The sequence below is a fragment of the uncultured Microscilla sp. genome, assembly GCF_947493425.1.
Lineage (GTDB): Bacteria > Bacteroidota > Bacteroidia > Cytophagales > Microscillaceae > Microscilla.
This window is the reverse complement of the sequence record NZ_CANLRP010000018.1, coordinates 23,914-47,460: the sequence shown is the minus strand read 5'-3', so window position 1 is coordinate 47,460 and position 23,547 is coordinate 23,914. Positions and strand designations below refer to the sequence as shown.

Genomic DNA, 23,547 nt, shown 5'->3' with positions numbered 1-23,547 from the left:
CTAAAACGTTTCTGGTAAACTATCTAAATCAATAACATTATTTTTTGTCCAGAATGATCTAGGGGTTTTTATTACCTTGTATTCACTATTATAGTTTTTATAGTATTTATATTTACCGTCGTGCATTCCATTTGTATGTAAAATCATCTCCAAGTAAGATTCAAAATCAGTAATAATAGACTGATGATAATCCTCAGAGTGAAAAAAAGTAGTCAACACTAAAAAGTCAGCAGTGTTCTTATCAACATAAAAAGCTGAACTTTGAATATCATTCCATATATCAAAAGGGTAGATATGGCTATAAAACTCTTTGTAGGTAATTTGTTTGTTATTGAAATTGATACTTTCCTCTACTTCTGCTAAGTTTTTCAATACATTCCACTCACCAAAAAAGACATCTTCAAAAGGTAACATATTTATTATACCATCATAAATCAGCCCATCCCCCTCTATGGGGTTAAACCATCCTTCTGTATCATACATATCAGGTTCATAATCTGGATTATCTTTACGAATCCAGCGTATCTGAATTGAATGAACAGTTTTATAAAATTCAATAACAATAGGAGGTAAGCTGAAAGGAAGCTTTTGACTTAGTTCATCTATGCTTTCAGGGGCGTTTTGCTCTACAATATTAAAGTTTACCAAATGAATGTTAGGATGATTTTGAAGTTTTTCTCCTAGCTCCATCATTTCTAAAATATAGTTTTCAATATCCATATTATGACATTTAGTTGTCTTTTCTTTCAAATTTGAATTTTCCATCGCCACTTTGAGTCAGTTGCTTTATGTATCTATTAACTAGCATTTTATAACCTCTAGACTTTTTACTAGAAGTGTGTTGTTTTACAAAGCCTATTATTTGACTAATACTTTTAATTTCCTCTTTAGTACTTAGCTCATAGATAAGATCTATTAACTTGTTATCTATATTAAAATTTCTGAAAATTTCTTTACGGAGATTAGCATCAGAAGGCAGAGAGTTAACATAAATATATTCAGCCTCTGGAAGAGGGATAGTTTTAGACCAAGATAGTTTGTTTTTTGTAGAAGGTTTCCAGCGGTCTTTTACTACCTTCATATTTCCCCCTACTACTTTTATTTTTTTTACAAACTGACCTTTATATTCACTACGATAGCTAATAGTAGCAGTCATATAAAGAATATTTCGTCCTGTTTTTGGATCATCATTTCTGTATAAAGCTCTCATTGGTCTTTCAAAGTTATTCAAGTAATCAGGGTTATTAATTTCTCTAGGAGTGGGTATTAAATTAGAATTTATACCACGTCCTCCAAATTCGTCATTAATAATATGAAAAGCTACCCAACTACCTCTAATTCCTAAACCTCTAAGGATGTTACTTGCAACTGGAATATTATCAGGGTTAGTTGCAGAACCGGGTTGATGATTATTTCTTGCTAAATATCTTACCTCTAAACTAGATGCTTTGTTATCCGTAAATGGTGGAGTTACAATCATTCTTGGCACAGGTACGATATTGCTATCTATATGATCCCTAATGATTTTCATTAGCTTATTGACAAGCCCTTCAACAATTTTCAACCCTTTACTTTTCTTTATGGATTTTGAATTAGGCGTAGGATATGAAAAGTCCCTTATCTCTCTAGCAACCTCTTGCGCATCACGTATTTTCTTTATTCTCGCAGCTTTCTGAGTTTGGCTTAGGTTGGGGTCATTATTTGTCTCTGTGATTTTAGAAACTAGCCAACCTAATACTAAAGTAGGGTTACTACTAAACCTCTTGAGTACATATTTTTTCCCTTCTCTAACAAAGCGTAGCGTATGTTTTTCGTTATTTTGGTTTTCATACCTTTCTTTTATGTGGCTGAGGTCAATTTGTTTATCTTTCTTATTCACTTCCTTCTCCTTCTCTTTTTCTTTCCCCCCCTTCTTCGGTTTTTTCTTGCTAAACTTACGCAGCTTCTTCCTAATAAACGCCATTATCTTCTCCATCAAATCATCGATTGGCTTGCGCAGTTTCACCAGTATTTTTTTGATGCGGGCGCTTACGTTGCCCAGGCGCAGCATACGCGCCATAAAGTCGAGCAACAGGGGCACAAAGTTGGCGAGGGTGTTTTCAATAAACTTGGCGGCTTCGCCCAGCATGCCCATGGCTATTTTGCCCACCGACGATACAATGTTTTGGATAATCTGTACAATGCGTTCCCAGTTGTTGATGAGCCACATGGCAAAGTCGTAAATCATCAAAATTGCCTGCACAATAGCCCCGGCGGGGTTCAGCATCGAGAGTATTTTAATGGTGGCTTGCTTTACTACCGACACAATCAACCAATTCTGAATCTCGTTGATCACCATGGTTTTGATCTCCTCGGCTTTTTCTGCCAACATATCCCATACTGCCTCCACAAAACCCTTCTCCTTGATGGCTTGCAACAGCTCCAGTCCGGCGCCACCCGCTTCTTCGGCGCGCGCCAGGTTTTCTTCGCCCACCTCTTTGGCAATGCGGGCGCGCAGTACCGTCCAGTCGAGCCCCATGACCTGTAGCACCACCGAAAAAATACCCTTCAAATCCCATTTTTGGGGCAGGTTCAAGCCCGTTCCGCCCATTGCCCCCGTGAGCCAGGCAAAGAAACCGTTTTTGAGGTGTTTGCCAATGTTGCCCACAAAATTGTTGAACCCCTTGCCCACGGCATCTACCATATTTTGGAAAAAGCCCATGGGGTCGGTCACTATCTTAGTGAGCACCTCTACGCCCTGGTTAATGATTTGGTCTATTTGCTCGGTGCTAAACCCACTGCTGGAGAGCACCCACTTAAAGAACTTATAGGCGGCATCGGTCAAAAACTTGGCTACCTGGTTCAGCAAACCCTTCAGGCGCTCTTTGATCTCGGCTATTTTTTTGTCTACCTCCTCAATCGCTTTTTTGCGTTGGGCTTCGAGGTAGCGTTTGAGTTCGTTGGCTTTTTTGTCTACCTCGCTGTCGAGCTTGTCGAGTTGCTTGCGTATTTTTTGGTAAGCCTCCTTCGCTATTTTCTGGAAAGCAGGCCCTTGTGCCTTCACAATGTTTTCGAGGGCAGTATTGGCCTCCTCAATCATCTTTTTGCAAGCCGCCACTTCGCTCTCTACATAGCTTATAATAGAAGCAATCTCTTTTTCTATAGTATCAATAAAATACTTTCTTTCGCTCTCAAAAATCGCCAGCACCTGGGGCAAGTCGCTGGTGTCTTCAAACCACGAGCGCCCAATGTTGTACAACAAACTGCCGAGGCTTTGCCCTTTTTTATAATAGCGGTCGTCGTGAAACTTGTCCAGGCGTGTCTCCACGTTTTTGGTAAAAGTATTCATCGCCCTGCGTTTGGCACGGCTAAAGCGGGTTTTTACCTCCGAGTCGAGCTTGCCCAGGCGTTCGGTCACCGCCTTGCGGGTGCGGTCAAACACCTCATCCATTTTAGCGGTAATTTCGGCGCGCTTGATCTCAAAGTCTGATTTGGCGCGTCCTTGTTGCCCCCGGCTTGCCTTGAGTTGTTCGTCGCGGTTGGCGCGCATGTGGCTTCGCTTGGCTTGCTCTTTGTCTTTGATCGCCTTGGCCATGGCATCGTGCTTCGCTTTCTCCGTTTTGCGTACCTTGTCGGCACCCGTTGCCGACTCCTCCTGTACCTTCTCATACTGGTCTATGCCGCGGCGCAGGTCTTCCGACTTTGCCTCGCTAAACTGGGCGTAAGAAATGGCCTCTCCCTCGCCAATTTTTTCCTTTTTCAGAATCTTGGTAGCCTCATCGCCCGATTGCCTAATGGTGTCGAGCTGTTCATCGGGCACCTTTTGTTTGGCCTTGAGCTCCTCTACATCCATCAACGCCGTGTTTTGGGCTTTTTCTATGTCGGGCAGTGCCTTGGCTGCGCGGGGCTTTTCGCCCAGGCCAGGGTTGTCTATCTCTTTAAAGTCATTGCCTACTTCCTGGGTTTTTACCTCTACCTTGTCAAACAGCTCGCTTACGCCCTCTTCGGCGGTTTTGTTGAGCTTGCCCATAAACTCCTCGTCTTGCAACTGGTCGGCGTTTTTTGGGGTGCTGTCTACCAAGGCTTGCTTAAACCTGGCAGCGGCTTGGGCAATGCTGCCCTGGTCGGTTTTTTTCACCTCCTTCTTGCTCAAGCCTTTGACGTCTTCTGCCGACTTTTCGGCATTGCTTGCCTTTTGCGGAATCACCTCGGCATCTTTAGTTTGTTTGATTTTCAGCACCGCCGGGGTTTTCTTTTTCTCAGCTTTTTGGGTTTGGGCAATTTTTTTCTTGTTTTTGTCCACTACAGGTTTAGTGGCTTTGAGCATGCTTGCCTTGGGTTTGCCCTTTTCCTGGTCTATGCGCACCGCCATGCGTTTTTCACTATCGGCAAATTCGGGGCGGGGTATATTGGTCATGCGTTGGCCAGGGCCGCCTCCTGCTTTGTTGCCGCCTTTGCCTCCCGATTTCTTGCCCGACACACCGCCGCCACTTTTGCCTCCTGGCAATGTTTTGCTTCCCCCTCCGCCCGAAGGAGTATCCTGAGGGGTAGATCGTATGTCCTTATCTTTACTATTGGTTTTGTCGGTGGGCTCAATGGTCACCTTAAGCGTTTGGTCTTTAGAGACTTCCTGCTTTTGGGTAGGCTCCTGCTCAGTTTTGTCTGGCGACTCTTCTTTGAGGCTGGTGCCTTCTTTTGGGTTTTTGGAGTCGCCCTTGGTATCTTCCGGCCCCTTGGTGACGGGCTGTAGACCCTGTTCTTTCTCTAGTTGTTTTAGTTGCTCTTTGCTACCCTCCTCGGTAGGTGGGGGAGTAGGAGCTTTGTCGGTTTTGCCCAATGGGGTAGTTGGTTCCTTGCGCTGGGTAGGCGGGGTGTCGGTGGGGGGCGTTTGTTTTTGCTCAGGCGAAGGCGTTACCGGCTTGTCCTGTTTTTTCGACACAGGCGTGGTGGGCGTGGTGTCATCGCTTTCTTCAGAAGAGGTGAATTTTTGCCGCTCATCTTCAAAACGTTTTTTGTAAAACTCCAGGCGCTGGAGGTATTCGTTGCCCGAAATGCCCTCTTGAGCATTTGTATCTTTTTTCTTTTTTTGAGTAGTTAAGTGACGGTTTTTATATTCCATAATGTAATGGGAGGATATACTGATGACCACAATTAATCACACAAAACTAACCGATTTTCTTGGTTTTGCCAAGCTTTGCGGGCTTGTTTACTTGCCAAAACTGCCCGCTAAATTTGGTGGGCAAGTACTTTAGCAAAAACCTTGCACAAAAGCCCCCTACAAACAGCCAAACAAAAGCCAAAGGCTAAAACTACATCATAGCTCAAGCAAAAGCCAAAGGCTAAAACTACATCATAGTTCAAGCAAAAGCCAAAGGCTAAAACTACATCATAGCTCAAGCAAAAGCCAAAGGCTAAAACTAAATCGTAGCTCAAGCAAAAGCCAAAGGCTAAAACTACATCATAGCTCAAGCAAAAGCCAAAGGCTAAAACTACATCGTAGCTCAAGCAAAAGCCAAAGGCGAAAACTACATCATAGCTCAAGCAAAAGCCAAAGGCTAAAACTAAATCGTAGCTCAAGCAAAAGCCAAAAGCCCCCTACAAACAGCCCAACAAAAGCCAAAGGCTAAAACTACATCATAGCTCAAGCAAAAGCCAAAGGCTAAAACTATATCAAGAACCCCCCCCCTAATGCAACGCCGCCCTGATCTCCAGCCCCTGCAAAATCTTCGCCTCCTCGTCTACCATATACTGCAAGCGGTTTTGCACATCGGCTTCGGGCAAATAACGCAACGCCATCGCAATAAAACTCTCCCCGTGGCGCGCCTCCGACTCCCACAACAATTGATAAAACCGTTTCAGGTCAGGTTCCTCATCGGCACTTAAGCCATCGGCAATGAGCTTAAAACGCTCACAACCCCGCCACTCTACCAACGACGCCAAAATCAGACGATCCATAAAACGCTCCTCACGGGTAGAACGGCACAAGTTTACCAGCTGCTTGATGTACAAATCTTTAGCCATTCCTTCGGGCAACAACACCCCCCGACGTTCCATTATTTTGTATACCTGTTTGAAATGCTGCAACTCCTCAACCCCAATGTCAATCAACTCAGGGATAATTTCGGTGCGGTTGGGAAACTTGGCAACAAAACTCATCGCCATAGCCGACGCCTTGCGTTCACAATCGGCGTGGTCTTGTAAAAATGCGTCAAAATCGTTCAACACTGCATCGAGCCACGTCTGAGGCGACGCTACCTGCAACATATTAATATCGTATTCCATATTTTTTATCAAATTTGAGAATTTTAAGCGACAAGCTTCGAGCGACAAGTGCACCCCTTGAAGCTTGTTGCTGACAAGAGCTCTACGGTTTAATCCCCTCGGCAAGCAAGTACAACACCGCCATGCGCACCGCCACCCCATTTTCAACCTGGTCGAGTATAATGGCGTGGTCAGAGTCAGCCACGTCACTGCTCAGCTCTATGCCCCGGTTGATGGGTCCTGGGTGCATGATCGTAATCTCCTTGTCGAGACGTTCAAGACGGGCTTTGTCGATGCCATAATACAGCGAATACTCCCGCAACGACGGAAAATACTTGATTTGCTGGCGTTCAAGCTGAATACGCAACACATTGGCAACATCGCACCACTCCAGCGCCTTTTGCACGTCGAGCTCTACCTTTACCCCCAGCGACTCTATATACTTGGGCAACAGCGTAATAGGACCACACACCATTACCTCGGCACCCAGTTTCTGAAAAGCAAAAATATTGGACAAGGCCACCCGCGAATGCAAAATATCGCCTACAATCACCACCTTTTTTCCAGCTACCCCACCCAACTTTTCATTGACCGAAAACGAGTCGAGCAAAGCTTGCGTGGGGTGTTCGTGGGTGCCATCGCCTGCGTTTACAATACGCGCGTTTACCCGCTTAGACAAGTAATGGGCGGCGCCCACGCTTGAGTGCCGCATCACCACCATGTCTACCTTCATAGCCAAAATATTATTGACCGTATCGAGCAGGGTTTCCCCCTTTTTTACCGAACTGCCCGATGCCGAGAAGTTGACCACATCGGCAGACAAGCGTTTTTCGGCAAGTTCAAACGAAAGTTTGGTACGGGTAGAGTTTTCAAAAAAAACATTGGCAATGGTAATGTCCCTGAGTGAGGGTACTTTTTTGATGGGGCGATTGATTACATCCTTAAAATGGCTTGCCATCTCAAATATGCGTTCTATGTCGTTTTTTGAGATGTCCTTAATACCTAATAAATGCCGCATGTTGTATGTCTTAACAGGTTCTGGGAGCTGGGCACTAGGTATAAGGTTTCTTGTGTTTGGGGTGTCTGACTGGGTAATTGATGATCAAAAATAGCTTTTAATAATAAAACTTGGATTTTTTTACTGCATCAAAAATACAACTAAACCTAGTACCCAGTTCCTAATACCCAGTCCCCAAATACTAATGATTCGCAAGTTCGATATTTTGAATTGTTTTACTACTTTTCGCATAAAAAAAAATCAGGTTGGTGTGTAAAAAAATGTGATTCACCTATTTTTTTTATCCTATTTATTACCTTTCCGTCTTAAACATCTGATCATATTTTTTAAAATTTTTTTATTCCCAAATAAAACAATTATGACAAAAAATTTTACACTATTAATGATTGCCTTCTGTCTGTCATTGGCCAGTGTGCAGGCACAAGAAGATACCACCAAAGCCACCTCCCCCTGGAAACGGGCTGGTTTTGTAAGACTTACCTTTAACAATACCGGGTTGAGCAACTGGGCTGCCGGAGGAGACAACTCTATAGCCTTGGGTACGGTGTTAAACTTTAATGCCAAGCGAGAAACCAAGCGAAGCATTTGGGACAATACATTTCATGTAGACTACGGTATAGCCAGGGTAGGCGATGGTGATCGTTTGTTTAAGAAAACCAAAGATCAGCTCTCGATGATGACCAAGTATGGGTACAAACTTACCGAAAACTGGAACATTTCGGCAGCAGTTAATTTTTCTACCCAAATTCAGCCAGGGTATACCTACAAGGTAGACTCCCTGGGCAAAGAGTCTATTGATCAGAGAATTTCTGATTTTTTCTCGCCTGCCTATATATTACCTACTATAGGTATTGGTTACCAAAACAAAATATTTTCGGCAGTGCTTTCACCCGTCGCCAACAAGATCACCATCGTATTAGACGACTCTTTGTCTAGTGTAGGGGCGTTTGGGGTAGAGCCTGGCAAAAACATAAGAAATGAGTTAGGGATAGACTTTACCGGAAAGCTTACCCTGGAGCTGATGGAAAACATTACCTTCGATACATTTGTTAACCTATTTGCCAACTATAAAACCACCCAGTTTATAGATGTTAACTGGACTACCAACCTGGTATTTAAGGTAAACAAATTCTTTAGTGCGAGCTTTGGTACCCACTTAATTTATGACAACGACATTTTGATTGAACAACCCGATGGCAGCAACATTCAGGCGGTTCAATTCAAGCATGTACTAGACATAGGGCTTATGGTTAAATTTTAGCCGAACAGCCTTAGTAAAACTACAAAAATAACCTAATCCACTGAATTTCGTCTCTGACCGTTGTACTTCTTCAAAAAATAGTTCCGTAGCTAAGGCTACGCAAAGATTTTTTTCATCGTCCAACAAACAGATACTGCCTTCTTTTGGATTACTTTATTTTTTCCATTTTACTTAGGAATTGTTCAAAAATAAATTTACACTCTGAGGGGTGATTTTTCGCCTTGATACTTCGTTATTTTTATTGCCCGTAGCGCTGCTATGGGCGCAAAAAATAGCCTCGTCTCAAAACAAAACCTCTACCTCAAGAATGGTAATTTAATTTCTCACCATTCCTTAGGAATGGTGTAAAAATAAATTTCTATAGTAACGCTAAAATATTTTGTTGCTATACGCGGCACGGCAATATCCAGTGGATATTGAGCGAGCTTGCGGGATGGTCGGCTAATAGCATCGCTATTCGGCTATTTTTTAACAAAGTATAGCCTCAAAAGATGAGGTTAAGAATGTAAATTTATTTTGGTACCATTCCTTAGGAACTAACAACAAAGCATTGACTGAAAACGATTGCTCGTTTTATTTTTTTACCTTTATTCAAAATCAAATTAAACACTTATTATTTTTTAAAGAAACATGGAAAAATATCTTAATCAGTTTTATTCAATGTCCGTAGAATATGCCCCTAAAATTCTGCTGGCAATTGCTACATTAATTATTGGCCTTCAGGTGGTCAAGTTTGCCGCCAAACTCTTTAAAGCCAGCCTGAAGAAACAAGAGATGGATGAAACTGTCAAAACTTTTTTGACACGCCTGGTAAAATTTGCCTTAAAAGCGGCCTTATTTATTAGTGTAGCCACCATTGTAGGAGTCAAAACTTCCTCTTTTATAGCAATGTTGGGTGCCGCAGGACTTGCCATAGGTTTGGCATTACAGGGGAGCTTGTCCAACTTTGCCGGAGGGGTGGTTATCCTGGTTGTTCGTCCTTTCAGTGTAGGAGATTTCATTACTGCCCAAGGGAATTCTGGTACAGTCAAAGAAATCCGCCTCTTTTGTACTATTTTGAAAACTCCCGATAACAAGACAATTTATATACCCAATGGTGGGTTGGCAAACGCTAGCATTGTCAACGTATCTATAGAGCCTCAGCGTAGAGTTGACCTCACGTTTGGCATTGGTTACGATGACGATGTGAGCAAAGCTAAGAGCGTATTGAAAAGGTTGATTGAAGAAGATGAGCGTATTTTGACCGATCGCAAGCCCTTTTTGGCGGTGTCCGAATTAGCCGATAGCTCGGTAAACTTTGTAATGCGGGTGTGGGTAAAAAAATCTGACTATTGGGGCGTACACTTTGATATGAAGGAGAAAGTAAAAGTAACCTTCGACAAAGAAGGCATCAGCATTCCTTACCCTCACCAAGAGGTATACATGCACCAAGTAAACGACCAGGCATAAATTGACAAACCATCATAGTTTTTGTATTGTGTTGCTCAATTGTTGGGCAATGAAATGATAAGCTCTGATCAACGGTTTACTTATTCCCCCATCATACTCAAAAAACTGGTGGGGGATTATTTTTGTCTAAAAATTCTTTAAATCGATAGGTCAGCCTTATTTTAAACTCAAGCGTGTGGGCAAGCGTTGTTTACTCATCTGGTGTAGTATCGGTTTTGTCGCCATGCTCCAGCCCCCACTTTTCAATGGCGGCAAATACAGGTTTGAGGGTCTTGCCAAAGTCAGTCAGGCTGTATTCTACTTTGGGGGGCACCACCGGAAACACCTCTCTGTGTATAATTCCATCTTTTTCCATTTCTCTCAGGTAACGGGTAAGCATGCGCTTGCTTATGCCCTCCAGGGCGTGGTGCATTTCGCCAAACCGATGAACACCCAACGAAATCACGCGGTATACCGCAGGTTTCCATTTACCTCCTATCGCATTGAGCGTGACAGATAAAGGACAAATCTGATAAGTACTATATAAATCCTGTAGTTCAGTGTACTTTTCGTTAAGAGACCATTTTTTTTTCATTTTTTTTCATTTTTAATAATTTGAAAATCAACAAGAGTAACATTTATGTCACTATGAGCTACAAATGTAACTACTTTCAAATACAGATAATAGTGCCTTCCTTTGTAACACAAAAGTAATTTGAATCATCATAATTTTTTAACTGAACATGAACATGAAAGAGTTGACCATTATTGGCGCCACCGGAAAATTGGCCATACCTGTAATAAACGAATTATTAGAGAAAGGAGTTGCCATCAAAGCAGTAGTAAGAGACGTAGCCGGCGCCAGAGAAAAACTCCCCCCCACTGTAGACATTGTTTTTGGAGACTTAGAAAACGTGGCAAGCTTAGAAGTAGCCTTGCAAGGCACCGAATATTTGTATTTAAACCTGCGAGCTCCCATACCAGACGAAAAGTTTGTGGCAGAATTGCACGGCGTGCAAAACATACTAAAAGCAGTCAAAGGTAAGCTTAAACAAATTATTAAAATAGCCGACTTAGGTACATTGCATCCTGAATTTCACCCTTCAAAAACCAGACATGTAGGCAGTGTGCTCAGGCAACAAGGGCATAGCCTTATCAAGGCAGCGGGCATTCCATTGACCACCTTCAATGCTACCTGGTTTATCAACGCCATTCCTTGGTTTATACAGGGTAAGTCGTTGATTATATTGGGCAAGCACAAAGCACCTATGTACTGGACCAATACCATAGACCTGGCAAACTATATTTTTAAAGCTATAGGCAACAAAGACACTTTTGATAAAGATTTTGCCCTACAAGGAAAAGAACCCCTGCTATACATCGATGCAGCCCAAAAATATGTATCGGCCAAAAACCTACCCTTACAGGTAGTAGAGGCTCCCGTTCCAGAAGATGCGCTAGGTTTCTTAGGAGATGTATTGCGTTACTCCGAAAGCTTTGAAGAAAAGTTTCAGGCTCAAGAGCTATATGAAGTATTGGGCGAGCCTGCCCTGTCTTTTACCGAAGCAGTAGAGGCAGTGTGAAAGATAATAAAGTGAGATGGAGTTGTTTTATTGATTGATGTGCTGGTTATCCCGCTCTTCTCTTGGGTGGGATACCAACACTTAAAGCATTCAGTCTCAGAAATTAGCCTGCCCTGTCTTTTACCGAAGCAATAAGGGCAGTGTGAAAGATAATAAAACGATAGAGAGTTGTTTTATTGATTGATGTGCTGGTCATCCCACTCTTTTCTTGGGTGGGATACCAACACTTCTAAGGACTTGTGACTTGCCCCTGTTGGGACTAACAGTTTACAACTGCTCACTATAACAATCGCCCATCCGACAGCTCAATGATACGGTCACAGTTGGCCGCAAAGTCATCGTCGTGGGTAACCGCAATAATCGTTTGCCCGTGTTCACGCGCCAGTTGCCTGAAAATATCAAATACAATTTTAGTGTTTTTAGAGTCCAGGTTGCCCGTAGGCTCATCGCCCATAATCACCGCCGGATCATTGATGAGTGCCCTGGCTATAGCCACCCTTTGTTGTTGCCCACCCGATAGTTGACTCGCGGGTTTGGTAGCTTGCTCTGCGATCCCTAATATCTCCAGGTTTTCCAGCGCCTTTTTTTTAATCTCCGCTTTGGTTTTTTTGCCTAGCTTGAGCGCAGGCAGCATCACATTGTCTATAGCCGTAAATTCGGGCAAGAGGTAATGAAACTGAAACACAAAACCGATGTGTTCGTTGCGAAAGGCTGCCAGTTCGTTTTGGCTTTTCCCAGTCAGGGTTTGCCCATTAATGGCAAGCTTTCCTTCGTAGCTGGTATCCATCGTAGAGAGCACATACAGCAAGGTAGACTTGCCCGACCCCGACTTGCCAATCAAAGATAAAAACTCCCCCTTTTGCACATCGAAAGATATTTCTTTGAGCACCTGAAAAGTACGGGGCTGATAAAAGTATTTGCTAATTGCCTGAGTCGAAAGCGCCAGGTGGTTTGTTGTTGAACTTTTCATGCTGTTTATCCTCTGATAATTTCTACCGGATCTATATTTGCCGCTTTTCTTGCTGGCAGATAACCCGCAATAAAAGTAGTGCACAAGCCAAAAACTGATGCCATGATGTAGTCTTCAGCCTGGTAAGCAATGGGCAAGGTTTCGAGGGTCGCTATTTGAAAAGGAATTTGGTTGACAATGCGCGAAATAACATTGCCCAGTGCCATGCCCACCACGCCACCCAGCATACCTATGATCACTGATTGCGTCAGAAAAATCTCTATAATGTCTCGACCGTTAAACCCCATCGCCTTCAGAATAGCAATTTCCCTGATCTTTTCATTGACGGTCATATTCATAATATTGTAAATACCAAACCCCGCCACCAGCAAAATGGTAAAAGACACTGCCACTGCCAAAATGTTTCTTAAGCTGTTGGCGGCATCCAGTTGCCCGTTGGCCTCTTGCCAGGGTTCTACCTTAAAATCTACCAAAGGACGTAGTTTGTCTGCCACCTTTCTTGCTTGGTCAAAGTCTCCAATATTTACCTGTATGTCGGTTACATAGCCCGCGTTTTTTGACAGCAATTGCCGGGCTGCACCAATTTTGATAAAAGCCTTGGCATTGTCTACGTTTGCCAGGGTGGTTTCAATAATGCCAATGATCTCATAACTACGCGTAATGCCACTTGCCGTAGCCACCATTACCTTATCGTGCAGTTTTACACTCAGCTTTTTTGCCAAGCCCTTGCCTAGTACAATACCATCGGCACGGTAGCCCAAGTCGTTCCATTGGCCCTTTGCCATATATTGCGAAGGCTTAAAAAGGGTCTCCTCACTCACTACCTCCACTCCCGACAACAACCCGTTTACCTGACTTGCCCCATTCCTAAAAAATACATTGATGTTTACCTGTGGGGTATAGGCTTTTATTTGGGGCAGGGCAGCCAAAGTATGCAATACCTTGGCAGAGTTTCTTATTCCTTCGCGGTATTGAATCACCCGTGCATTGCGAATATTGATGGCAGTAGGTTGGTCAAAACTACCCGCCAGCAAATTACTCCTGTCTTCAGGCAAGTCGTTGTATACCCTTATGTGCGCCAAAGTGCTAAAGGCCAGTTCGGTTTGGGTACCATTGACCCCGTTCATAAAGCTGTTGAGAAAAATATACATCGATATGCCAAACGTCACGCTCAAAATCGCCACCATCGTTTGTTTGACCCGTGATGTCAAATGAGCAAAAACAATTTTTAAGTTCGTTTTCCGAATCATAACCCGCCCTATTTACTTTCTACAATGCGGGCGTGCTCATCAATGCCCTTCGTTATCTCAACCCAGCCATTGTTTCGTATGCCCACCTGTACCTTTACTTCTTTTTTGGTGTCAGCCAATATTACCCGGTCGCCTTTTTGCAAAAAAGCCGCAGGAATCGTCAACCCATTTTGTTTTTTGTTTACCACAATGTTTGCCTGAAGCTGAGCGCCCGCCAGCAATACCGTTGGTTTGCTCAAAAAAACCGCTTCTACCAAAAAAGACTGTTCCTTGTCGTCAAATGCGGGATATACCTTGGTTACTTTGGCGTCAAACACCTCATTTTTGTGCGTGTTCAACGATATTTTAGCTGTTTGCCCCACCTTTATCCTGCCAATGTCTTCTTCTGCCACATACAGCTTAATTACCTCGCGACCGCTGCCTATCTTCGCCAGGTGTTGTCCGCGCCTTACCAATTCGCCTTCTTTCTTAAGCAGCTTAAGCAATATGCCCCCTGTAGTAGCCTTCAGGTAATAGTCGCTGTGGTTTTCACGCTGAATTTTCAACTGACTTTGGGCATTTTCCAACTGTAGTTGAAGCGAACTTTTAAGGTTATCGAGCGATTTTTCCAACAAAGCCACATTATTTTTAGCGGCGTCATGTGTAAGTTTTACCTGGTCGTATTCCAGTTGCGACACCGCGTTGGTTTCTACCAATTGTGTGTAGCGCTCCAGGTTTTTAGCATCTAGCTTGAGCTGAGCTTTTGCCTGAGCTATTTGTATTTGCAATTGCATCAGTTGCGGCGACGAAGGCTGTAGCTTTTCTCTGGCGTCGCGGTAGTTTACCAAGGCGTTGTCCAGCCTTGCCGATTGCACGTCGTTCGACAATTGGAACAAAGGCATATTGGCGGCTACTTTATCGCCCTCCTGAGCAAAAGACTTGACAATATAACCCTCGGTATTGGCGGCTACCAAATACTCATGGTCTTTGGCAATGTGCCCGCTGGCAAACACTGCATCTACAATGTTGGTGCGCCTAGGCGAGGTTACATTGGGTTGTTTACAGCCCGCCAGCAGGCAGCAAAATACAAGTGCCCAATAGGTCAATTGTTTGAAAGGGTTATTTTCGGGATAAGATCGTTGCATAATTGCTGTAACATTTAGAGAGTACATTCAAATAAGCTGATTCGGCCTGCAGGTATTCATCAAAAACCTGAAAATACTGGGGCAAACTAATCAACCCCTGGCGGTACTGTTGCCAGGCAAGGGCTACATTGCTTTGGGTAAGTTTAAAAGTGCTATGGGCAGTCTTTGCCAAAGTTCGGTAGTGTTGGTAGTTGGTCAATAGCCACTGATCTTTATTGGCGGCTTTTTGTTGTTCCCGTTGCCATACCTCTTGTGCACTTTCGTGCGATATTTTAGCTATTTTGAGTTGCTTGAGTCGCGATAACCCCGTAAACACTGGCACCGACAAATTAAGCCCTATATAGCTATAGTTGCTCCAGGCGTTGTTGTCAAACGATACCTGGTCGGTATTACTAAACTGTTGTTTGCCAAAATAACTATAGAATGAGAGCCTGGGGGTAAAACTTGCTTTGTGTAGTTTTACATTCATAGCAGTTTGCTTACGCTTGAGGGCGTATACCCGCAAAGCCTTGTCAGTCTGAAGTGTAGGCAAAGCCGGAGGCAGATGTATGGCTTTCTCCTCAATAGTCAATGGGGCATCAGCGCTTAGCCCAAGCAATGGCTTGAGCTGATAAGTGCACTGATCAAACAATCGCTGGTTATTTTGTTTGTTTTGTCTGGTATTGTTGGCGTGTATCTTAGCCCGGTTAACCGTCAGTTGATTGACCAACCCCTGGGCAAACTTTTGCCGGATCAACAAGAGCGTACTATCGGCAATTTTTACATCCTGATCATAAATAGCGGCTGCTTTTTGAGTAATCAAAACCGTGTAGTAATACAAGGCTACCTGTTCAGTCAATTGTTGTTTAAATGCTCCTGCTTCACCCTCGCTAATTTCAACCTGGATCTTTGCTACCCTCGATTTTACTATAGCCTGCCAATCCAAAAAGTTTTTCTGAATAGCTATGCCCGCATTGTAGTTGTATTGCTGGCCAAACTGGGCTTGTACAGTTTGCCCTGGTTGCCCAAATATTTCGCCTGGTACAGGGGTGATGGGCAAGTGGATGTTTTTTTGGGCACCCACGCTCCCGGTAATGGTAGGTAGTATGAAACTCTTCGACAATTTGTGCTCTAGGGCAGCTTGTTGCCGCTTGAGCCGATAAATACGCAGGTCGGGGTTTTGTTCCAGGGCAAGTTGTATGGTTTGACTTGCCGAACGAAGTACTATGGGTGGGGTAGGTTGAGCAAGTCCCAATGTTTGCCCAAATACCGCCCAACCGAAAAAAAACATGCTTGTGAGTAATTTCATTGTATGTGGTAATGGTTTTACCCAGGTTTGGGGCATATATAGAATACCTTATAATAGTCAACAAAAGCTTGTTTAATTAATTAAGCCAGGCACCAACAAACTTTGTTGGCACCTGACAGAGCGTAACTAACAACGCTCACAACCACTAAACTGCTTATCAAAAGCACTTGCTTCATAATGAACTTTTGATGTCAATATTGGATACAAGAACCGAGTTTTTGCGCGTAAAAAAACTGCAAAATACCTGAATTGAACAAATTGGGAGGTGAACTGAACAAGCAAAGGAGTGGGAGAGTACCGGGGCTATCTTCAGGGGCAATGTTGTGCTCCGGCAAAAAAACTTACATAAGCCAGGCGATAAAACAAAAAAGTATCACATTTTATTATTGATACTGTACATTTGTATAATTTATTGAAGCTAAAGAATAGAAAATGAAAGGGATAGAGTTAATTGAAAAAGAAACAAGTGATTTGAGAAAACAACTGGTTGAACATCCGCTATATACTCAGCTTGCTACAATCAAAGACATTCAAGTATTTATGCAACACCATGTATTTGCTGTGTGGGACTTTATGTCATTGCTTAAGGCGCTACAGCTTCAGCTTACTTGTTTGCATACTCCCTGGGTGCCCGCCCAAAATGCTACCTTGGCGAGGTTTATCAATGAAATAGTATGGGCTGAAGAAAGTGATGTAAATGAAGTGGGTGAACCCAAAAGCCATTTTGAAATGTACCTTGATGCCATGGAGCAAGTGGGTACCAACACCTCCCTTATCAAAGGGTTTGTAAACCTGATCAAAAACAACTATTCGGTAGAGTTGGCACTCGCCCAACTCGAAGTACCTACATCGGTCAAAGAGTTTGTGCAGTTTACTTTTGATGTAATTTCTACCAATCAACCCCACCTGGTAGCGGCTGTGTTTACATTTGGTCGGGAAGAATTGATTCCTGATATGTTTGTAGAAATAGTCAATCAGTCTGAGAACAACGACACCAAGGGCAACGCCTACAACAAACTACTGTACTATCTCAAGCGACATATTGAGCTTGACGGCGATGAACACGGTCCTCTTTCGTTGCAAATGGTTAACCAACTTTGTGGCAATGATCAAGATAAATGGAGCGAAGCCTCTCATGTTGCCCAAGATGCTTTACGCAAGCGTATCAAACTTTGGGACGGGGTAGTAGCAGCCATGGCGTCGGAAGAAGTACTTTTGTAGGGTACTTTGCCCAATAGTTGGGGAAGTAACCACGAACCGATCAAACAACAAGGCTTCTCTAAAAGTCCAATACGTTTGGGGGCAAAGTGTGCAAATCAGCCACGGTATCTATGTCCGATAATTGAGGCAACATATATATGGTGGCTTGTACATTTTCAAAGTCTTGTCGGGTTTGGGCAAATACTGTAGGGGTGCTCCAGGTTTTATTTTGAAACACTTCAGCGTGCAGTTGGTTCATTCCTAACAGATAATATCCCCCATCTTTTGCCGGACCTATGGCTACATCGTGGGTGGTAAGCGCAACAAAAGCCTCTGTAATAATTTCTGAGGTAATTTGGGCACAGTCGCTGCCAATGATGACTATGTGTTGGTAGCCCTGCGCAAACCCTTGCCGAAAGGCATTGCCCATACGTATGCCTAAGTCATCGCCTTGCTGGACAAATTTTTGGTACTCGTTGTGGTGCCACTCATCGTCAGGAGCTACAAAATCGGCAAAAAAAACGGCTTTATCTGCGTCAAGGCATTGGGTTACTTTGCGGGTGTGTTGTAGCAAGTATTGGTATACCTCCAGTGCTTTGGTTTCGCCCACACTTTGGGCAAGGCGGGTTTTTACCTTGCCTTTGATAGGGTTTTTAGTAAAAATGAGTAATAAGTTTTTGTGCGGCATATCAGTGCAATATCAAAACTATTTTTCGTTCAGGTCGAGCGCCATCTCGTATTGTTTGGCAACCAATTCAAACCCTGCCTTTTTCAAAAACTCATTGGTGGACTCGTCCGACTCATCTACATTGGTATAATGGATTTTGTCCAGTTCCTGGGCAGTTTGTGTCACCAGGTGCTGTAGCAAAGTGCGGGCTATGTTTTCTTTGCGTTGAAGTGGTACTACCACCAGTTGCATTATTTGCTGAAAAGCGGGGTAAAAAGCAATATAACCTACTAGTTCGTTGTCCAGAAAACCACCCAATATTACTTTCTTATCAGGAATACGTTGCACTGCTGCAGTAGAGTTTTCCCAAGAGGGTTGCCAGGCAAACCAGGCGCGGCAAGTTTTGATCTCCTCTATGCTTATCTCTTTTATCTCGAGCGCAGTATGGGGCGCAGCGGGGGGCTGGTACTTGTCACGCGTCAGGGTGTAACAGTTGAAGTTACGCTCAATTTTAAACCCCGATTTTTGGTAAGCTTTTACCCCAGCTTCGTTGTTTTGCAACACTTCAAGCCATAAGTTTTGAATACCTACTTTTTTGAGTTTAGGCGTGATAAAGTCAATCATCTCTCCTGCAATGCCTTGGTTGCGATAACGTTCTATAATGCCAGTGGCGGCATCAAACGCTGAGGGAACCCCTTGCCATACATCGGTTGAAACCATAGTAAAACCAACCAATTGGTTAAACTCCCAAACCCCTACCGAAGCCCTGTATTGCACGTGGTTTTTAATCCAGCGATTATACAGCATATCTTCGTCCATGTAGTCCATATCCACCCCATAGTCGCCAAATGCATCCTGAAATGTTTGAAATAACAAAGGGTAGTCTTCTTCCTTCAAAAAACTTAATTGATAATCCATAATATTTTTTATCTTTAGCGTAAGCTCAACAATACAAAAGTAGTTTTTTGTATAAAATAAACCTATGAACACTTATAACCAAGTGGTTTGTGTTGTGAGTATAAATCACCAAACCCAATCAAAAACAAAGGCGTATGCCTAATCATTACACTACATTATGTTAGGACACCTAAAACCTACTACCTGTGGTTTGCCTTCGATATCACAGAGAGCATACAAGAACTATTATTGTTCCATTTGTGCGAGTTTAAGAAAACAAAACAATGTTTCTTATACTTTTTTTATCAACAACGAACTTACCCTGGTTTTGCTGGCTTTGCAGCCCTACATTCAGGCGCCATTGCCTGTTGGTGACAAACCTCTACAAACCCGTTGTCCGGCAACGGGGTTTACCAAAAAGAACCTGGTTACATTGCATTCGGCAGTAGATATGGCGGCTCAACTGTCGGTATTGCTGGGTTGGATCAAGGTAACCGATTGGGCGTATGACCAGCCAAACTTTTTTAAAGGTTTGTTGCGCAAGCATTTGCATAAAAAAACGTCTCCTTTGTTAGACCAGCTCTCGCTTGACTTTCAGCAAACTATTCAGCATTACTTAAAGCTGACCCAAACTCATAGCCCTCACTTTGAGGAGTTATGCCAACAATCGGGTGCGCTTTCCCGTCAGATTACCCTTGCCATAGGAGCACACACCAGTATAGCACCCCATCAACTGGAACGCATAGCTCAATTATTTTACCACAGTGGTATTTTAATTTTACTTACCGATCACTTGTTAGATCTTACCAAAGATATTGCAAAAAATCAATACAACCCTATTATTTCATCAGTCAAGCATCAACAAATTGGTTGGGATGAGGCTTATTATACCCTTCGCCAACAGTTTAACCGGGAAAAGCTCAAGGTAAGAGATTTAACCACCCAGTTATTGGACGAGCAAGTCATTCATTCAAATTTTTCTGAGGCACTCAATGCTTCTTTGCGAAGAATGGAAATCCAGGTGAAAAATGCTAAGCCGGACTTTATCGGCAATCAATTTTTATTTGAAGGAGAGGAAGTGGTCATTGTAAAAAACGATTGTGATTGTGACTGTGATGGTTGCGAATGCCACTGTTGTAACTGTAGTGGTTGCAGCTGTTGTGATTCAGGTTGCTGCGATTTAGACTGTTGCGAGTGTGATGGTTGTGATTGTAAAAAGAAAAAGCCTAAATAGAATAGGTTTGGGTAGGTAAACATAAGCGAACAAGTGAGGAAACATAGTGGCCGATGAACGAATAATTTTTCTGTATTATCCTGCATCGGCTACTATGTTTTGCTTTTTCAACCTTATATAAACAAGTCTTTTTGCCAAATCTGCACGTCTACCCATTGGTCGAGTTTGTGGGCAATTCTACGCATAACTCCTACATACTTAAAGCCAAATAGTTGGTGTAGCTTAATGCTGGGGGTGTTACCTGCAACAATACGCGATACAAGTGATTTGTATTCCAGCTCTTCGGCTTTTTCTATTAAGTTTCTGAGCAGTTCTTTGCCCAAGCCTTGGCGGTGCACGTTTCTTGCCACAAAAATAGCTACTTCAGCTGTTTTACTATAGCCTCCATGGGTAGTCCATTGGCTCAACGAAGCCCAGGCTATAGTTTCTCCTTTGACTTCTTTTACCAATATAGGCAGTTCGTTTTTGGGGTGATTTTCGTACCAAAGCAAGCGTTCTTCATGGGTAACCGGGCGAGTATCTACATTATAAATAGAATGGGCTACCTCATAATTATAAATCTCATTGATTGCGCCTAAATCTTCTTTCTTAGCTAATCTGATCATGGTATAAATGAGTATTTTTTACTAAATTTTAATGAAACATTCATCAAAGGAATTTTTTTATTCTGAAAGATAAAATAAAATTCTTTGAATATGTATAAGTCTGACTTGAATATGTGCAATATATATTGCTCAATGCTCCTCATTTCCTAACAAAATGTGGTGATTATACTCCAGTATCAAATAAATTGGTTATGAAGAAACTACCACATGACCTGTTTGATAAAGTATTTGGTAAAACGTATTGTAAAAATATCAAAAGACTTAAAACAATAATATTATGCAAGAATAATGTATGTAAGAAAAAATACAATAAACGTTTTAACTACCGAACATTGTATTATACTTTTGTTGACATATATTATTACTTACATTAACCCAAAATTATAATGAGAACGAAGGCTATATTATCGTTAGATAAGTTTGCCAAGGGCAATCACTTATCTGTTGATCAACTATCTACTGTTAAAGGTGGCCGTAAAGTAATGTCTACTACTGTAAACCTTCAGGGTGACAATGGTAACGTATTACCAGGCGGAAAGCCAGTAGGTGGAAGTCCTTTTGGGATGTAATCACACACACTCAAACTATTAAATCGGTGTAGTTTATTCTATACCGATTTTTTTTGCCCCTATTTTTCTCTCCCTTCTGTATTCTTTCCTTTATTGCCATTCTTTTACAGAATTAATATTCTTTTATTGCTTATTTTTTTTTTGAAGTTGTAAGTTTTTTGACTGTTTTTAAAGAAAAACTAACCCCTTTTGGTATAAAAGACGCTATTCCTGGTGTTATTTTAGATTATTTATTTGCTTGGTAAGGGTTTTTTTTGTAAAGATTTCACGAAAAATTACCTGGTAAGGGTTTTCTTCGAATAATTATTTTTTAATGGAGCTGTTCTGCCAAGTCTCCCGTTTTTGAGGATAAATTTAAAGTAGGCAAGGTGAAAAACAGTAAGGGAGTATAGGTAAAAAGTTACAGTACTAATACTCAAAGATGATTATTTTTGACTAAAAAAGTAACTTGCCTTTTGTTTTACTAAGGAATGGTGTAAAAATAAATTTCTATAGTAACGCTAAAATATTTTGTTGCTAGACGCGGCAAAAAATCGGCTAATAGCAACGCTATTCGGCTATTTTTTAACAAAGTATAGCCTCAAAAGATGAGGTTAAGAATGTAAATTTATTTTGGTACCATTCCTAAGCTATTTTTAAATTTTTTGTTTATATAATACCCTCATGGAAGAACACCTTTTGATTCACCCTGAAGTGGCAGAAGCCCTTAAAGCCAACCAACCTGTAGTGGCGCTTGAGTCTACCATTATAGCCCACGGGTTACCCTATCCAGAAAATAAGCAAACTGCCTGGCAGCTCGAAAAAATTATCAGAGAAGCAGGGGCAGTGCCCGCAACAATTGCCATTATTGATGGGAAAGTAAAAATAGGGTTGGATACTAACGACCTGGAGCTGATTGCCTCAGAGAAAGTGAATGTAATCAAAGTGAGCCGCCGTGACTTGCCCCTGGTGATTGCCCGCAAACAGCATGGAGCCACTACAGTGGCTGCTACTATGTTGGCTGCCTCTTGGGTGGGCATTCGGGTTTTTGTTACTGGAGGAATTGGTGGTGTACACCGCAATGGAGAAAATACCTTGGATATATCGGCAGATTTGACCGAATTGGCGAAAACCAATGTAGCTGTGGTATGTGCCGGGGCTAAATCTATACTTGACCTGGGGCTCACTCTTGAGTATCTCGAAACCCAGGGAGTGCCTGTAGTGGGGTTTCAAACTGCCGAGTTTCCGGCTTTTTATAGTGCCAAAAGCAGTTACAGGATAGATCGTGTAGAAAATGTAGAACTGTTGGCCAAAGCACTGAAAACCAAGTGGGATTTAGGGCTTGAGGGAGGTATGATCATTGCCAATCCTATTCCTCCAAAGTATGAAATTGATCACCAACAGCTCGAAGAAGTAACCAAAGATGCTTTGCAAGATGCTGCCCGACAAAATATTAGAGGCAAGGCAGTTACGCCATTTTTATTAAGCAGGATCAAAGAGCTCACTCAAGGCGAAAGCCTGGAGGCAAACCAACAATTGGTTTACCACAATGCCCGTTTGGGGGCAGAGCTTGCGGTAGAGTTGGCAAGTATTTGATGTACTATATTTATCAAAAAAGCAGGTTTTAAACAAAATCTGCTTTTTTTGATGAAATTATTACACATAAAGTTTAATGTTTTAAACTTTATGTTTTCATTCCGGTAGGCTTTCCATCTATGGTTTGCATGTTTTTCTTTTCCCAATACTCATTAATTCCATCCGGACCTTTTTTTTCTGCCCACTGAGGCAACAAGGTGCGTTGTTGGTCATATTGATACAAAGGTACCCCAAACCCACAAGACGTTTGCACCCTTTGAATAGCTACTTCAAAAATTTGCCTCGCTCCTATAGGATTTCCAAATATTTTTATATAATTATTCCACTTTTCATCTCCCTTATATAATGCCTTGGCAGTGCCATACAACCTCAAGATGAGCGGGTTGCCTTCAAAGGCACAAAACATAATCGTCATTCGGTTGTTTTCCAGCAAATGTGCCGCTGTTTCGTTGCCACTTCCGGTCAGATTGAGCCATACTACTTTGTAGGCATCAATTACCCTAAACGAGTCCATGCCTTTGGGCGATAAGTTTACCGATGTATCATCTCCGGCAGTGGCGACAAAAAACATTTTTTGTTGGTTAATAAAATCCATGTGAGCTTCCTGGATTTGTTCAAACATTTTTCCCATAATAATA

20 protein-coding genes are annotated in these 23,547 nt (G+C 42.5%); 7 read left to right on the top strand and 13 right to left on the bottom strand.

What is annotated here, in order from left to right:
- The 4 genes from Q0954_RS07410 to Q0954_RS07395 form a co-directional block, all read right to left on the bottom strand.
- Nucleotides 1-720, bottom strand: coding sequence for a hypothetical protein (locus Q0954_RS07410; RefSeq protein WP_299455514.1), 720 nt, complete (start codon nucleotides 718-720; stop codon nucleotides 1-3).
- Nucleotides 721-730: 10 nt separating this feature from the next.
- Nucleotides 731-5,098, bottom strand: coding sequence for a hypothetical protein (locus Q0954_RS07405; protein ID WP_299455512.1), 4,368 nt, complete (start codon nucleotides 5,096-5,098; stop codon nucleotides 731-733).
- A gap of 566 nt (nucleotides 5,099-5,664) precedes the next feature.
- Nucleotides 5,665-6,261 (bottom strand): tRNA-(ms[2]io[6]A)-hydroxylase, encoded by a 597-nt coding sequence (locus Q0954_RS07400; RefSeq protein WP_299455511.1) that lies wholly within the window; start codon nucleotides 6,259-6,261, stop codon nucleotides 5,665-5,667.
- 82 nt (nucleotides 6,262-6,343) lie between these two features.
- Nucleotides 6,344-7,258, bottom strand: a complete 915-nt coding sequence (locus tag Q0954_RS07395) for an aspartate carbamoyltransferase catalytic subunit (protein WP_299455510.1) — start codon at nucleotides 7,256-7,258, stop codon at nucleotides 6,344-6,346.
- A 358-nt stretch (nucleotides 7,259-7,616) separates the two neighbouring features.
- Here Q0954_RS07395 and Q0954_RS07390 point away from each other — a divergent pair, with 358 nt between their 5' ends.
- Both Q0954_RS07390 and Q0954_RS07385 read left to right on the top strand, forming a co-directional pair.
- Nucleotides 7,617-8,519 carry a DUF3078 domain-containing protein gene (locus tag Q0954_RS07390; protein WP_299455509.1) on the top strand — a complete coding sequence of 301 codons (903 nt, stop codon included), beginning with the start codon at nucleotides 7,617-7,619 and terminating at the stop codon, nucleotides 8,517-8,519.
- Nucleotides 8,520-9,149: 630 nt separating this feature from the next.
- Entirely contained in the window at nucleotides 9,150-9,968 is an 819-nt protein-coding gene (locus Q0954_RS07385) for a mechanosensitive ion channel domain-containing protein (protein WP_299455507.1), read from the top strand.
- Between the two features lie 190 nt (nucleotides 9,969-10,158).
- Here the strand turns inward: Q0954_RS07385 and Q0954_RS07380 are convergent, their stop codons facing one another.
- Entirely contained in the window at nucleotides 10,159-10,542 is a 384-nt protein-coding gene (locus Q0954_RS07380) for a helix-turn-helix domain-containing protein (protein ID WP_299455505.1), read from the bottom strand.
- 154 nt (nucleotides 10,543-10,696) lie between these two features.
- Here Q0954_RS07380 and Q0954_RS07375 point away from each other — a divergent pair, with 154 nt between their 5' ends.
- Nucleotides 10,697-11,530: an SDR family oxidoreductase gene (locus tag Q0954_RS07375; RefSeq protein ID WP_299455503.1), complete on the top strand. Its 834-nt coding sequence runs from the start codon at nucleotides 10,697-10,699 to the stop codon at nucleotides 11,528-11,530.
- A 280-nt stretch (nucleotides 11,531-11,810) separates the two neighbouring features.
- On the opposite strand, the gene Q0954_RS07370 is transcribed toward Q0954_RS07375, so the two are convergent.
- Genes Q0954_RS07370 through Q0954_RS07355 form a run of 4 tightly spaced genes read right to left on the bottom strand, consistent with a single transcriptional unit; the run spans nucleotide 11,811 to nucleotide 16,162 of the window.
- Complete coding sequence (locus Q0954_RS07370; RefSeq protein ID WP_002705397.1) at nucleotides 11,811-12,500, bottom strand: ABC transporter ATP-binding protein; 690 nt, start codon at nucleotides 12,498-12,500, stop codon at nucleotides 11,811-11,813.
- Nucleotides 12,501-12,505: 5 nt separating this feature from the next.
- Nucleotides 12,506-13,750, bottom strand: a complete 1,245-nt coding sequence (locus Q0954_RS07365) for an FtsX-like permease family protein (RefSeq protein WP_299455501.1) — start codon at nucleotides 13,748-13,750, stop codon at nucleotides 12,506-12,508.
- A gap of 8 nt (nucleotides 13,751-13,758) precedes the next feature.
- Nucleotides 13,759-14,874, bottom strand: a complete 1,116-nt coding sequence (locus tag Q0954_RS07360) for an efflux RND transporter periplasmic adaptor subunit (RefSeq protein WP_299455500.1) — start codon at nucleotides 14,872-14,874, stop codon at nucleotides 13,759-13,761.
- Complete coding sequence (locus Q0954_RS07355) at nucleotides 14,849-16,162, bottom strand: TolC family protein (RefSeq protein WP_299455499.1); 1,314 nt, start codon at nucleotides 16,160-16,162, stop codon at nucleotides 14,849-14,851. The genes Q0954_RS07360 and Q0954_RS07355 overlap by 26 nt, the downstream gene beginning before the upstream one ends.
- Before the next feature lie 432 nt (nucleotides 16,163-16,594).
- On the opposite strand from Q0954_RS07355, the gene Q0954_RS07350 reads away from it, so the two are divergent.
- Nucleotides 16,595-17,383, top strand: a complete 789-nt coding sequence (locus Q0954_RS07350; RefSeq protein ID WP_299455497.1) for a DUF3050 domain-containing protein — start codon at nucleotides 16,595-16,597, stop codon at nucleotides 17,381-17,383.
- Between the two features lie 58 nt (nucleotides 17,384-17,441).
- On the opposite strand, the gene Q0954_RS07345 is transcribed toward Q0954_RS07350, so the two are convergent.
- Together Q0954_RS07345 and Q0954_RS07340 are read right to left on the bottom strand one after the other, a co-directional pair.
- A complete protein-coding gene (locus Q0954_RS07345) occupies nucleotides 17,442-18,050 on the bottom strand; it encodes a TIGR04282 family arsenosugar biosynthesis glycosyltransferase (protein ID WP_299455495.1) in 609 nt (202 codons plus the stop codon).
- Nucleotides 18,051-18,068: 18 nt separating this feature from the next.
- On the bottom strand, nucleotides 18,069-18,947 hold the full coding sequence (locus Q0954_RS07340; protein ID WP_299455493.1) for a GNAT family N-acetyltransferase: 879 nt from the start codon (nucleotides 18,945-18,947) through the stop codon (nucleotides 18,069-18,071).
- Between the two features lie 157 nt (nucleotides 18,948-19,104).
- On the opposite strand from Q0954_RS07340, the gene Q0954_RS07335 reads away from it, so the two are divergent.
- Complete coding sequence (locus tag Q0954_RS07335) at nucleotides 19,105-20,160, top strand: DUF5685 family protein (RefSeq protein ID WP_299455491.1); 1,056 nt, start codon at nucleotides 19,105-19,107, stop codon at nucleotides 20,158-20,160.
- Between the two features lie 113 nt (nucleotides 20,161-20,273).
- Here the strand turns inward: Q0954_RS07335 and Q0954_RS07330 are convergent, their stop codons facing one another.
- Nucleotides 20,274-20,765, bottom strand: a complete 492-nt coding sequence (locus Q0954_RS07330; RefSeq protein WP_299455489.1) for a GNAT family N-acetyltransferase — start codon at nucleotides 20,763-20,765, stop codon at nucleotides 20,274-20,276.
- A gap of 386 nt (nucleotides 20,766-21,151) precedes the next feature.
- On the opposite strand from Q0954_RS07330, the gene Q0954_RS07325 reads away from it, so the two are divergent.
- Together Q0954_RS07325 and Q0954_RS07320 are read left to right on the top strand one after the other, a co-directional pair.
- Complete coding sequence (locus Q0954_RS07325) at nucleotides 21,152-21,334, top strand: hypothetical protein (protein WP_299455487.1); 183 nt, start codon at nucleotides 21,152-21,154, stop codon at nucleotides 21,332-21,334.
- A gap of 663 nt (nucleotides 21,335-21,997) precedes the next feature.
- A complete protein-coding gene (locus Q0954_RS07320; RefSeq protein WP_299455486.1) occupies nucleotides 21,998-22,909 on the top strand; it encodes a pseudouridine-5'-phosphate glycosidase in 912 nt (303 codons plus the stop codon).
- An 88-nt stretch (nucleotides 22,910-22,997) separates the two neighbouring features.
- Here the strand turns inward: Q0954_RS07320 and Q0954_RS07315 are convergent, their stop codons facing one another.
- Nucleotides 22,998-23,540 carry a pyridoxamine 5'-phosphate oxidase family protein gene (locus Q0954_RS07315; protein ID WP_299455484.1) on the bottom strand — a complete coding sequence of 181 codons (543 nt, stop codon included), beginning with the start codon at nucleotides 23,538-23,540 and terminating at the stop codon, nucleotides 22,998-23,000.
- Between the last annotated feature and the right edge of the window lie 7 nt (nucleotides 23,541-23,547).